At 69.4% G+C, this 12,332-nt stretch carries 15 protein-coding genes; 12 read left to right on the forward strand and 3 right to left on the reverse strand.

Annotated elements, in window-relative coordinates:
* The 6 genes from RIF93_RS13650 to rpmG form a co-directional block, all read left to right on the forward strand.
* On the forward strand, window positions 1-731 hold a 731-nt coding region (locus tag RIF93_RS13650; protein ID WP_309092000.1), incomplete at its 5' end, for a topoisomerase C-terminal repeat-containing protein.
* A 53-nt stretch (window positions 732-784) separates the two neighbouring features.
* Window positions 785-1,372: a LysE family transporter gene (locus RIF93_RS13655; RefSeq protein WP_309092001.1), complete on the forward strand. Its 588-nt coding sequence runs from the start codon at window positions 785-787 to the stop codon at window positions 1,370-1,372.
* A gap of 51 nt (window positions 1,373-1,423) precedes the next feature.
* Complete coding sequence (gene rnr / locus RIF93_RS13660) at window positions 1,424-3,745, forward strand: ribonuclease R (protein WP_309092002.1); 2,322 nt, start codon at window positions 1,424-1,426, stop codon at window positions 3,743-3,745.
* A 50-nt stretch (window positions 3,746-3,795) separates the two neighbouring features.
* Complete coding sequence (locus RIF93_RS13665) at window positions 3,796-4,512, forward strand: NUDIX hydrolase (protein ID WP_309092003.1); 717 nt, start codon at window positions 3,796-3,798, stop codon at window positions 4,510-4,512.
* Window positions 4,513-4,541: 29 nt separating this feature from the next.
* Window positions 4,542-4,943, forward strand: coding sequence for an NIPSNAP family protein (locus tag RIF93_RS13670; RefSeq protein WP_309092004.1), 402 nt, complete (start codon window positions 4,542-4,544; stop codon window positions 4,941-4,943).
* 99 nt (window positions 4,944-5,042) lie between these two features.
* Window positions 5,043-5,210, forward strand: a complete 168-nt coding sequence (gene rpmG, locus RIF93_RS13675) for a 50S ribosomal protein L33 (protein WP_012521869.1) — start codon at window positions 5,043-5,045, stop codon at window positions 5,208-5,210.
* A gap of 67 nt (window positions 5,211-5,277) precedes the next feature.
* On the opposite strand, the gene RIF93_RS13680 is transcribed toward rpmG, so the two are convergent.
* From RIF93_RS13680 to RIF93_RS13690, 3 genes are all read right to left on the reverse strand, one after another.
* Entirely contained in the window at window positions 5,278-5,637 is a 360-nt protein-coding gene (locus RIF93_RS13680; RefSeq protein ID WP_309092005.1) for a hypothetical protein, read from the reverse strand.
* Window positions 5,638-5,706: 69 nt separating this feature from the next.
* Window positions 5,707-7,071, reverse strand: coding sequence for a PleD family two-component system response regulator (locus tag RIF93_RS13685; RefSeq protein WP_309092006.1), 1,365 nt, complete (start codon window positions 7,069-7,071; stop codon window positions 5,707-5,709).
* A gap of 5 nt (window positions 7,072-7,076) precedes the next feature.
* Window positions 7,077-7,442 carry a response regulator gene (locus RIF93_RS13690; protein ID WP_309092007.1) on the reverse strand — a complete coding sequence of 122 codons (366 nt, stop codon included), beginning with the start codon at window positions 7,440-7,442 and terminating at the stop codon, window positions 7,077-7,079.
* 110 nt (window positions 7,443-7,552) lie between these two features.
* Here RIF93_RS13690 and RIF93_RS13695 point away from each other — a divergent pair, with 110 nt between their 5' ends.
* The 6 genes from RIF93_RS13695 to RIF93_RS13720 all read left to right on the forward strand — a co-directional run.
* Window positions 7,553-8,209 (forward strand): hypothetical protein, encoded by a 657-nt coding sequence (locus RIF93_RS13695; protein ID WP_309092008.1) that lies wholly within the window; start codon window positions 7,553-7,555, stop codon window positions 8,207-8,209.
* A 3-nt stretch (window positions 8,210-8,212) separates the two neighbouring features.
* Window positions 8,213-8,680 carry a hypothetical protein gene (locus RIF93_RS13700; RefSeq protein ID WP_309092009.1) on the forward strand — a complete coding sequence of 156 codons (468 nt, stop codon included), beginning with the start codon at window positions 8,213-8,215 and terminating at the stop codon, window positions 8,678-8,680.
* 25 nt (window positions 8,681-8,705) lie between these two features.
* Window positions 8,706-9,563, forward strand: coding sequence for an ROK family protein (locus RIF93_RS13705; RefSeq protein ID WP_309092010.1), 858 nt, complete (start codon window positions 8,706-8,708; stop codon window positions 9,561-9,563).
* A complete protein-coding gene (locus RIF93_RS13710; protein WP_309092011.1) occupies window positions 9,560-10,831 on the forward strand; it encodes a DNA polymerase IV in 1,272 nt (423 codons plus the stop codon). The genes RIF93_RS13705 and RIF93_RS13710 overlap by 4 nt, the downstream gene beginning before the upstream one ends.
* Window positions 10,832-10,960: 129 nt before the next feature.
* Window positions 10,961-11,290, forward strand: coding sequence for an ATP-dependent Clp protease adapter ClpS (gene clpS, locus RIF93_RS13715; RefSeq protein ID WP_309092012.1), 330 nt, complete (start codon window positions 10,961-10,963; stop codon window positions 11,288-11,290).
* Between the two features lie 6 nt (window positions 11,291-11,296).
* Window positions 11,297-12,332 (forward strand): AAA family ATPase (locus tag RIF93_RS13720; protein ID WP_309092013.1); only part of this gene is annotated, 1,036 nt, incomplete at its 3' end.

A 12,332-nucleotide genomic window follows, 5' to 3' on the forward strand; every position in this document is an offset into this window, starting at 1 on the left:
ACGGGCCGTTCATCGGCTGCTCGAACTATCCCGAGTGCCGCCACACCCGGCCGCTGACCGTCTCTGAGGAAGGCGACGAGGCCGCCTCGGGCGACCGCGAGCTGGGGGTCGATCCCGTGACCGGCGAGACCGTGTACCTGAAGGCCGGCCGCTTCGGCCCCTACGTCCAGCTGGGCGAAGGCGAGAAGCCCAAGCGGGCCAGCCTGCCCAAGGGCTGGAGCGCCGCCGACATGGACCTGGAGAAGGCGCTGCGGCTGCTGCGCCTGCCCCGCGAGATCGGCCCGCACCCCGAGGACGGCAAGCCGATCCTGGCCGGCATCGGCCGCTACGGGCCCTTCGTCCAGCACAACGGGACCTATGCGAACCTGCCGAACGTCGACGAGGTGTTCGAGGTGGGTCTGAACCGCGCCGTCGACCTGATCGCCACCAAGCGCGCGGGCGGCAAGCGCGGCGGCGACCAGGCGCCGCTGAAGGAGCTGGGCGCCCACCCGGCCGATGGCCAGCCCGTCCGGGTCATGGCCGGCCGCTACGGCCCGTATGTGAAGCACGGCTCGACCAACGCCACGATTCCGAAGGGCGCCGACCCCGCGGCCCTGACGATGGACGAGGCGGTGAAGCTGCTCTCCGAGCGCGAAGCCATGGGCGGCGGCAAGAAGAAGCCAGCCCGCAAGACCGCCGCCGGCGGCGCGAAGAAGGCGCCGGCCAAAAAGAAGGCGAAGGCCGACGCCTGATCGCACATAAAGATATCTTTATGTCTTTATATGACTGAGCTATAGGGCGGCGCATGACCGATGCGCTCGCCTTCACGCTCGCGGCTGTCGCCCTGTTGGGCTCGCCTGGCCCCGCCATCGCAGCCCTGCTGGCCATCGGCCGGGCGCAGGGCTTCCGCGCCAGCCTGCCCTTCTTCCTCGCGCTCCAACTGGGCCTGGCGATCGCCGCCGGCCTCAGCGCGGCCGGACTGGTCTCACTGCTCACCGCCGCGCCGGCGGTGCAGCAGGCGCTGATGCTGGTGGCGCTGGCCTATCTCGTCTGGCTGGCCTGGAAGATCGGCGCCGCGCCGGTCGGCGAGCCTCAGGCCGCTTCCACCGCCAGCTCTCTGGGCCAGGGGTTCCTGCTCGGCATCGCCAACCCGAAGGCCTACCTCGCCTTCGCCTCGCTGATCGCGTCCTTTGTCCTGATCCCCCGCAGCGGCCTGGGCGACGGCGTCGCGAAGTGGAGCATCCTGGTCGTCGTGATGATCACCGTCGACGTCGCCTGGCTGGCCGTCGGCGCGGCCTTGGGCGGCCTGAAGCTCTCGCCGGGCGCCGAGCGGGCCATGAACCTTGTGATGGCCGCGACCATCCTGGCCGCAGCCGCCCTCGCCTTCCTTTGAGCTCGCGACGGAGCCGGACCGGCGCCGTGGCGTTGTGCTAAGCACCACCCCATGGCCCGACCCCACAAGCCCAAACCCGCTCGCATCCCTCAGGGCCTGCCGGACCGGGACGCCCTGCTGAACTTCATCCGCGAGCACGGCGAGACCGACAAGGCCGCCATCGCCCGCGCCTTCGGCCTGAAGGGCGCCGACCGCCGCGCCCTGCGCATGATGATGGCCGAAATGGAGGAAGACGGGACCCTCAGCCGCCGCAGCCGCCGCGGCTTCGCCGAGACCGGGGCCCTGCCCGAGGTTGGCGTGGCCGTGGCCGCCGAACGCGACCCGGACGGCGACCTGCTGGTGAAGCTGGTCAAGGGGGAGGACGCGCCGCTCGTGCCGCTCGCCCCCGGCGGCGACGAGGCTGGTCCGGCGCCAGGCCTCGGCGACAAGCTTCTGGTCCGCTTCGTGCGGCTCGAGAACGGCGAGCTCGAGGCGCGGCTGATCAAGCGTCTGGGCCAGAGCGCCCACCGCGTGCTGGGCGTGATCCGAAAGGTCCGCCGCGAAGTGCGCGTTGAGCCGGTGGACCGCCGCTCGAAGGACAGCCTCGTGCTGACGGAGCCGGGCGACCTGCGGGACGGCGACCTGGTGGTGGCCCAGATGGAAGGCTCTGTCGGCCGCTATGGACCGAAGCGCGGCAAGGTCCTGGAGGTGGTCGGCCGCGAGGACGAGCCCCGCGCCGCTTCCATGATCGCCATCCACGCCCACGGCATTCCCACCGGTTTCTCCCAGGCGGCCGAAGCCGAAGCCGAGGCGGCTCAGCCGCCGACGCTCGCAGGTCGCGAGGACCTGCGCGAGGTCCCGCTGATCACCATCGACCCGGCCGACGCCCGGGATCACGACGACGCCGTCTATGCCGAGCCCGACAACGACGAGAAGAACCCCGGCGGCTGGATCGTCTGGGTCGCCATCGCCGATGTCGCCGCCTACGTGACCTCCGGCTCCGCCCTCGATCGCGAGGCGCGCGACAAGGGCAACAGCGTCTACTTCCCAGACCGGGTCGAGCCGATGCTGCCCGAGCGGCTGTCGAACGGCCTCTGCTCCCTGCGCGAGGGCGAGAACCGCGCCTGCATGGCCGTCCGCATGGTCTTCGGAGCCGACGGCCGCAAACGCTCGCACCGCTTCGTCCGTGGCCTGATGCGCTCGGCCGCCAAGCTGTCCTACGAGCAGGCCCAGGCCGCCATCGACGGGAACCCTGACGACAAGACCGGTCCGTTGCTGCAGCCGGTCCTGAAGCCGCTCTGGACGGCCTACGCGACCATGAAGAAGGGCCGCGACGCCCGCTCGCCGCTCGCCATCGAGAGCCTGGAACGCAAGATCGTCATCGATGCGCAGGGCCAGGTCGTTTCGATCACGCCCCGCGCCAGCCTCGAGGCCCACCGGCTGATCGAAGAGTTCATGATCCAGGCGAACGTCTGCGCCGCCGAGACCCTGGAGCAGAAGAAGATCCCGCTGATCTACCGGATCCACGACGCGCCCAGCCAGGAGAAGCTGTTCGCCCTGGTGGACTTCCTAGGCACGCTGGGCCTGCCCTGGACCAAGGGCGAGGCCCCTCGCACCGAGCGCTTCAACCGCCTCCTGGACGAGACCCGCGACACGCCGCACGCCGAGATCGTCAACGAAGTGGTCCTGCGCACCCAGATGCAGGCGCACTACTCGACCGAGAACATCGGCCACTACGGTCTGAACCTCGCCAAGTACGCCCACTTCACCTCGCCGATCCGCCGCTACGCCGACCTGATCGTTCACCGGGCGCTCGTCAGCGCCTTGGGCCTCGGCAAGGACGGCCTGTCCGAGCGCGACGTGGCCCAGATGAAGGGCACGGCCGAACAGATCACCGGGGCCGAGCGCCGCGCCATGGCGGCCGAGCGCGACGCCACCGACCGCTACATCGCGGCCTTCCTGTCGGACCGGGTGGGCGCCGAGTTCGACGGCAAGATCACCGGCGTCACCCGTTTCGGCCTGTTCGTTCGCCTGACCGAGACCGGCGCAGACGGCCTGGTCCCGGTTTCCAGCCTCGGCGGGGAATACTTCGTCCACGACGATCGGGCGCACGCCCTCGTCGGCGAGCGCAGCGGCGCGCGCTGGCCGCTCGGCATGGCCGTCCAGGTGCGGTTGCGCGAGGCCACGCCCATCACTGGCGGCCTGCTGTTCGAGATGCTGAGCGAGCCCGCCCCGCCCGACCCTTCCGCGCCCCGCCCCAGGCTGGGCGTCCGCGCCCGCGGCGACCGCAGGCCCGGCGGGGAGTTCCGGGGCCCGCCCAGGGGCCAAGCCCGCGGCGGCGGCGCCGGCCGTACGCCCAAGAGCAAGGGCAAGAAGAAGACCCGCGGTCGTTGACGCCGGGTCACGCTTTCCAGCCGTTCTTTCCGCCGCCACAGTCCTTTTCGATGTCCGACGACGCCCCCGTCCTGCCGCTGAAGCCGGAAGGCCCGCCCCGCACAGCGGGCGCCCGGGCCGTGCGCCCGAAAAGCGCGGCGACCGTGATGATCATTCGTCGCGACGGCCCGAAGCCCCGGGTGCTGATGGGTCGTCGGCACGGCGGCCACAGCTTCATGCCCGACCGCTGGGTGTTCCCAGGCGGGCGGATCGACCGGGCCGACTACCGCGCGCCGTTCGCCACCGACCTGAAGCCGGAAACGGCCGCCCTGTTCGACGCCTATCTGAAGCCGGGCAAGGGGCGTGCGCTGGCGCTGGCGGCGATCCGCGAGACCTGGGAAGAGGCCGGCCTGCTCCTGGCCCAGCCGGCGCCCGCCCGCCCCCTCGCCGGCCCTTGGCGGCCGTTCGTCGAGCAAGGCGCCCTGCCCGACCTCGAGGCGCTCGACGTCATCGCCCGCGCGGTGACGCCCCCAAGCGTTGGCAAGCGCTTCGACACCTGGTTCCTGATGGCCGACGCCGAGCGGCTGACCAGCCTAGAGCGCCAGCCCGACTGCGGCGAACTGGAGGAGATCGCCTGGGTGGACTTCGCCGAGGCCCTGGACCTGCCGCTGCCGACGGTCACCCGGCTGATGATCAAGGAAGCCGAGCTTCGTATGGCCGACCCGTCGCGGCCCAAGCCCTTCTTGCGCTACAAGGATAGAAGCGCGGGCCGGCCTGCTTATCTGTAGGGCTTCCGCCCACAGCCAAGGCTCAGCGCATGCTTCGGGGACTGCTCGCCGCCCTCGCCCTCTTCTTCGCGGCGCCGGCCGCCGCGGCCGACGACGATCGGCCGATCAACCAGCTGCGGATCTACGAGATCTTCGACGGCAACAAGGCCGCCTTCCACGCCCGCTTCCGGGACCACGCCCAGCGCATCATGGCGCGTCACGGCTTCCGGATCCTGTCGATGTGGGAGGCGAAGCGCGACGGACGGACCGAGTTCGTCTACCTGCTGCGATGGCGGGACGAACCCGAGATGAAGGCCGCCTGGACCGCCTTCATGGCCGACCCAGAATGGGCCGAGATCAAGCGGGCGACGGCGGCCCAGCACGGCAAGCTGGTGGGCGAGATCGAGGATCGGGTGCTCACGCCGACCGACTACTCGCGGCCTCTGCCGTAGCCGGTCATTGACTTCCCGGCGCGGATTCGTATTTTCCGCGCCTCTCGAACACCCGCCGGCGGTGCGATCCCGTTTGGCCCCGCGCTTTAAGGACCCGACATGGCGAAGCCCGCCTCTATCAAGATCCGCCTGAACTCGACCGCGGACACCGGCTTCTTCTACGTGACCAAGAAGAACGCCCGCACCAAGACCGACAAGATGGTGCTGAAGAAGTACGACCCCATCGTGCGCAAGCACGTGGAGTTCAAGGAAGGCAAGATCAAGTAAGGCTGCGAAGCCTCTGATCTTCCGGAAGAAGACGCCCGGCCTCACCGCCGGGCGTTTTCCGTTGCGCTCAGGGAGTCTTCGGCCTGCCGGCGAGGCTCAGGACCAGGCCCACGATGGTGATCAGGAACATCGCGCCGATGATGTTCATCAGCCGCTCGTCGCGGGCGCTGAGCGTCGCCGTGGCCTCCAGCGCCTGCTCCAGCTTGGTGAAGTACGAAGCCCAGAGCATCGCGCACGCGAAGGCCCAGCCGGCTGTGAGCCATTTCTCGCCTCGCCGGCGCAAGGCGAGGATTCCCCCCGCGACCAGCAACGCCGCGGCGATGTAGTCCACCAGCCAGTACGGCCACCATTGCCACGTCGGCCAGTTCCGCAGCACTTCAAGCACGCTCAGCGCTGCGCCGAAGACGACGGCCAACCAGGCTGACATCCGGATCATCGCGCCCTACCCCGCTTTCGCGCAGGGGGACATCTTAGGCGAACGCAGTTCTTTGTATAGTCACGCTGCCCGGGCGATGACCCGGTTGCGGCCGCGGGACTTGGCCTCGTACACGGCCTCGTCCGCCCGCTTGAGCAGCCCCTGGGAGGTGTCGGCCGGACCGAAGCTGGCGGCCACGCCGATCGAGATCGTCACGCTCAGGAGTTCGTCGCCACCCATCACGCGGAACGGCGAGCCCGCCACATGCAGCCGGATGCGCTCGGCGATGCGACGAGCATCCTCCAGGCTCGTGTCGGGCATCACGACGACGAACTCTTCGCCGCCGTGCCGCACCGGCAGATCGATCGCCCGCACGTTCGACGCCAGGCGCACGGCGAACTCGCGCAGCACCTCGTCGCCCACGTCGTGGCCGAAGCTGTCGTTGATCTTCTTGAAGTGGTCGATGTCGATGACCAGCAGCGCCACCGGCTCGCCCCCGACGCCTGCGCGCCGCATCAGCGCCTCCAGCTGGCCCTGCATGTATCGGCGGTTGTGAAGGCCGGTGAGCTGGTCGGTGACAGCCAGCTCCAGCGAGTGGTCCAGGTTTGTTCGCAGGTAGTCGGTGTAGCGCTTGCGCCGGATCTGGGTCTTCGCCCGCGCCGCCAGCTCACCCGGATCGATGGGCCGGGCCAGGATGTCGTTCACGCCGATCTCCAGCGCCTTGACGATCCGCTGCCGCTCGTCGGGGTCCACCACGGCCAGGATCGGCACGCCGCGGGTCGCCTCGTCCGAGCGGACCTGGGCGGCGAAACGCAGGCCGTCGAATGCCTTGGCGCCGGTGTTCACCAGCACCAGGTCCACCGGCCCCTTGGCGGTCATCAGCGCCTTCTCCAGGTCGGTCTCCACCAGCGGCCGATGCTCGATGGCGAGTTCGGCGCAGACGCGCTGCGCTTGGCGGGGATTATCGTCGACGATCAGGATCCGCCCGCCGGAGCCGCCCAGCCGCGAGGCCGCGCCCGCGATCACGCCCATGCGCCGGCCCGACGCCTCGCGCTCGCGCAGTTCGTCGATCACCGCCTTCAGCCGCGTCAGCGAGCGGACGCGGGCGAACAGCATCACGTCGTCGATGGGCTTGGTCAGGAAGTCGTCGGCGCCGGCCTCCAGGCCCGCCACCCGGTCCGAACGTCCGTCCAGGGCGGTGACCAGCACCACCGGCACGTGCCGCGTCTCGGGATCGTCCTTCAGCCGCCGGCAGACCTGGAAGCCGTCCATGCCGGGCATCATCACGTCCAGCAGGATGATGTCGGGGCGCTCGGCGGCCGCCATAGCCAGGGCGGTCGGGCCGTCTGAGGCGGTCAGCACCTCGTAGTACTCGGCCGTCAGCTTGGCTTCGAGCAGGCGGACGTTCGCCTCGATGTCGTCCACCACCAGGATGCGGGCGGACATCGGCGTCAGTCCAGCAGGCGGCGGATGGTGTCGAGGAAGTGCGAGACCGAGATCGGCTTCGAAATATAGGCCTCGCAGCCGCCTTCGCGGATCCTTTCCTCGTCGCCCTTCATGGCGAAGGCGGTCACGGCGACCACCGGGATCGAGGCCAGCTCGTCGTCCTCTTTCAGCCACTTCGTGACTTCGAGACCGGAGATCTCGGGAAGCTGGATGTCCATCAGGATCAGGTCGGGCCGGTGCTCGCGGGCGAGCGACAGCGCCGCGAGGCCCTCGCGGGTCTCGATCGTTTCGTAGCCCTGGGCTTCGAGCAGATCATGAAAGAGCTTCATGTTCAGCTCGTTATCCTCGACGATGAGGACCTTCTTGGCCATTCGGGACCCGGCGCCTGTTTGCAAGGTCGGGCCGCGCGCGGCCTTCCCCATCTGTCCGGCGTTGATCCCACGGATATCCTTAAACTTCGTTAGCCGCGTTGGACGCCGCCTTGCCCGAGACCACCGCCATCAGCGCGCCCAGCCTTGAATCGCTTGGGCTTTCCCGAGACCGGCCGCTGGTGCTGGTGGACGTGGACGAGGTGCTGGGCCTCTTCATGCAAGGCTTCGGGGACTTCCTGGCCAGCCGCGGGCTGGAGATGCGAATCGAGCGCTTCGCCCTGTTCCAGAACATCTACCGCCCGGGGGAAGCCCAGCACGTGGACCTCGACACCGGCCGCGAGCTCTTCAACGCCTTCTTCGCCGACCACTGCCATCGCATCGAGCCGGCGCCTGGCGCGGTCGCCGCCCTGAACCGCCTGACCGCCAGCGCCGAGATCCTGATCCTCTCCAACGCCCCCGCCGAGGCCGAGCGCCTCCGCGCCCGATGGCTGGAGAGCCATGGCCTAAAGCACCCGCTGATCCTGAACAGCGGCCCCAAGGGTCCCATCGCCGCGGCCCTCACCGCCCAGACGCCTCAGCCCACCGCCTTCGTCGACGACCTCTTGCCGAACCTCGACTCCGTGGCCGACCACTCGCCAGCCACCGCCACCTTCCAGCATGTGGCCGACGAGCGCCTGCGCCCCTTTGCGCCTCGCTCGGAGCGGCATCCGCGCATCGACGATTGGGCCGAGCTTGCCGAGGCCATCGAGACGGCGATACGCCGCTAGACCATGTCTGAAAGCATCCGAATCTGGCTCGCGGTCTCGTACGCCGCGCCCTTCCGCACCGGCGGCTGGTGCTATGTGCGCAGCGCCGGGACGTTGGTGAGCGGGGCCGCCGGTGGCGACCGTCGCATCGGCGAACAGCGGCTGCCCCTGCAAGGCCTGCTGGCGGCCCTGAAGGACGTTCCTGCAGGCGACGCCGTCGAGCTCGTTACGAACGATCCGTTGCTGGCGTCGATCCCCCGCGTCCTCAGTCCCGAGCCGGGCGACGAGCCGCCGTCCGAGGACCTCGACCTGTGGGCCGCCGTCACCACCGCCTTCCGCGACCGCAGGATCCGCATCGCCCGCCAGGCGCCCGCGCCGGGCAAGCCGCTGGCCTTCGCCGTCGCCTGGGCCGAACAGGCGCGCGAAAAGGCCAAGGGCGGGTCCTTCGTCTTCGCAATCCCCAAGCCCAACCTCGCCAAGGCAGGCGCCTGAGGAACAAATCAGGTAGCCTGCCCGCATGATCCGCTTCGGCGTGGATTTCGGCGGGACCAAGATCGAGGCCGCGGCCTTGGATGCCGACGGGCGCGTGGTGGCGCGGGTCCGCGCTCCGACGCCGCGCGACTACGACATGGGCCTGGAAGCCGTCCGCGCCCTGGTGATCGAGGCGGAGCGGCAGGCGGGCGTCGCGGCGACCCGCCTGGGCGTGGGCGGCCCTGGTTCGATCTCGCCGGCCACCGGGCTTATCCGCAACGCCAATTCCACCCAGCTGAACGGCCGTCCCTTCGATCAGGACCTGGCGCGGGCCCTCGAACGGCCGGTGCGCTACGCCAACGACGCCAACTGCCTGGCGCTGTCCGAGGCGGTCGACGGCGCGGGCGCCGGCGCCGAGGTGGTGTTCGCCGCCATCCTGGGAACCGGTTGCGGCGGGGGCGTGGCCTTCGCCGGTCGCCCGCTCGTCGGCCGCAACGCCGTCGCCGGCGAGTGGGGCCACACGCCCCTGCCCTGGCCGCGGCCTGAGGAGTTGCCGGCGCCGGAGTGCTGGTGCGGCCGGCGCGGCTGCCTGGAGCTCTGGATCAGCGGCTCGGGCCTCGCCCGCGACGCCGGCGTCCCCGCCGAGCAGGCGGTGCAGGATCCCGCCGTCCTGGACCGCTACGTCGATCGTCTGGCCCGGGGGCTGGCGGTCATCGTCGACGTGCTGGACCCGGACGTCATCGTGCTGGGCGGCGGGATGTCGAACGTGTCCGAGCTCTATGCGCGGTTGCCCGCCGCCATCGCGCCCCACGTCTTCTCCGACCGCTTCGACACCCCCATCCGCAGGGCCGCGCACGGCGACTCATCGGGCGTGCGCGGCGCGGCCTGGCTCTGGCCGGCATGAACGCGCTCTGCCGCGACTGCTTCTGGACCGGCGAGGGGACGCCGCGCCGCTGCCCCGCCTGCGGCTCGCCGCGCGTCGTCGCCCACGAGGAGCTGGGCGAACTCGCGATCGCCCACATGGACTGCGACGCCTTCTATGCCTCGGTCGAGAAGCGCGACCGGCCCGAGTTGCGCGACAAGCCGGTAATCGTCGGCGGCGGCAAGCGGGGGGTGGTCACCACCTGCTGCTACATCGCCCGCATCTCCGGGGTTCGCTCGGCCATGCCGATGTTCAAGGCGCTGAAGGCCTGCCCCGAGGCCGTGGTCATCAAGCCGGACTTCACGAAGTACCGGACGGAGAGCCGTCGCATCCTGGGCCTCGCCGCCGAACTCACGCCGCTGATCCAGAACCTGTCTCTGGACGAGGCCTGGATGGACCTCTCGGGGACCGAACGCCTGCACGGCGCGCCACCGGCCGTCACGCTCGCGAAGCTCCAGGCCCGCATCGAAGCCGAGACGGGGCTCACCGTCTCCATCGGCCTGGCGCCCAACAAGTTCCTGGCCAAGGTTGCGTCCGACCTCGACAAGCCGCGCGGCTTCTCGGTGATCGGCGCCCGCTCGGCCCAGGCGTTCCTCGCGCCGAAGCCGGTCTCCATCCTGCCGGGCGTCGGCCCGGCCATGGCCGCGTCGCTCGAGAAGGCCGGCTTCCGCACTGTGGGCGACCTCGCCCGCGCCGACCTCAAGCTGCTGGCCGAGCGCTGGGGCGCATACGGCCTTCGCCTCTCCCAACTCGCCCACGGCCAGGACGCCCGCTCTGTCAACCCGAACGAGGAGCGCAAGGGCATCAGCGCCGAGACCACCTTCAACGAGGACCTCACGCGCCTGGCCGACCTCGAGGACATGCTGGCCCCGCTCTGCGAGAAGGTGGCGCGGAAGGCCCGCGCCGACGAGGTGGCCGGCCGGGTCGTGACCCTGAAACTCAGGACCACCGATTTCCGCATCGTCACGCGCCGGCGGACTCTGCCGGTGGCCACCCAGACCGCCAGGACGCTTTTCGCCGTCGGTCGCGAGCTGCTGGCGAGGGAGGCCGGAGCCCGACCTTGGCGGCTCATCGGCATCGGGCTTTCCGATTTCGCCGACGCGGAGACCGCGGCCTCCGACTTCTTCGCCGAGGACGAGCGGCGCGCCCTGGCCGGCGAAAAGACCCTCGACGTCATTCGCGCCAAGTTCGGCCAGGACGCGGTGACGTCGGGCCGTATGCTCAAGAGCAAGGCGGTCAACGAAGAGTGATCAGCGTCGCCCAGCCGACTCAGCCCTGACGTTTGGGTGGTGCGTGACGCTTTGACCCTTCCAAAAGCCGGCGTCTTACATATCTAATCGAAGTGGGCGCGCGTCTTTGCGTCCGCAGGAGATGTTTGGATGAGCGAACGCAAGGAAGGTGACTCGGGCGCCGGCGTTCGTTCGGCGGTCATCACCCAGACCAAGCCGAAGACGCAGAAACCGTCGATGTATCGGGTTCTGCTGCTCAACGACGACTACACCCCGATGGAATTCGTGGTCTACGTACTTGAGCAGTTCTTCAACAAGTCGCGCGAAGACGCGACTCGCATAATGCTCCATGTCCATCAACACGGCGTGGGCGTCTGCGGGGTCTACACATACGAAGTGGCGGAAACAAAAGTGGCCCAGGTCGTTGATACGGCGCGGCGGCATCAACACCCGCTGCAGTGCACCATGGAAAAGGATTAAGGCCCTTTGCCTTCATTTTCGCGCCAGCTCGAAGAGTCCCTGCATCGCGCGGTCGCCTACGCCAACCAGCGTAAGCATGAATACGCCACCCTAGAGCACCTGCTGCTCTCTCTCGTGGACGACGAGGACGCCGCCGGCGTCATGCGCGCCTGCGATGTGGACCTGGGCGCGCTGCGCACCACTCTCACCAACTACGTCGACAACGAGCTCCGCTCGCTCGTGGTGGACGACGGCGAGGACGCCAAGCCCACGGCGGGCTTCCAGCGCGTGATCCAGCGCGCGGTGATCCACGTCCAGTCGTCTGGCCGAGAGGAAGTCACCGGCGCCAATGTGCTGGTGGCGATCTTCTCCGAGCGCGAGAGCCATGCCGCCTACTTCCTGCAGGAGCAGGACATGACGCGGTACGACGCGGTCAACTACATCGCCCACGGCATCGCCAAGAAGGCCGGCGCGTCGGAAGCCAAGCCCGTCAAGGGCGCGGAGGACGACGAGAAGCCCCAGGTCAAGACTGGCGGCGAGGCCCTCGAAGCCTACTGCGTGAACCTCAACGAGAAGGCCAAGCAGGGGAAGGTCGATCCGCTGATCGGGCGGATGGCCGAGGTGGAGCGCTGCATCCAGATCCTCTGCCGTCGGACCAAGAACAACCCGCTGCTGGTCGGTGACCCGGGCGTCGGCAAGACCGCCATCGCCGAGGGCCTGGCCCGCAAGATCGTCAACAAGCAGGTCCCGGAAGTGCTGGCGGAAGCCACCATCTTCTCGCTCGACATGGGCGCCCTGCTGGCCGGCACCCGCTACCGCGGCGACTTCGAAGAGCGCGTGAAGCAGGTGGTCAAGGAGCTGGAGAACCACCCGAACGCGGTGCTCTTCATCGACGAGATCCACACCGTTATCGGCGCCGGCGCCACGTCGGGCGGGGCGATGGATGCGTCCAACCTGCTGAAGCCCGCCCTGGCGTCGGGCACCCTGCGCTGCATGGGCTCGACGACCTACAAGGAGTTCCGCCAGCACTTCGAGAAGGACCGGGCCCTCGTCCGGCGCTTCC

Origin of the sequence: Phenylobacterium sp. (assembly GCF_031181185.1) — a bacterium.
Taxonomy (GTDB): Bacteria; Pseudomonadota; Alphaproteobacteria; order Caulobacterales; family Caulobacteraceae; genus Phenylobacterium.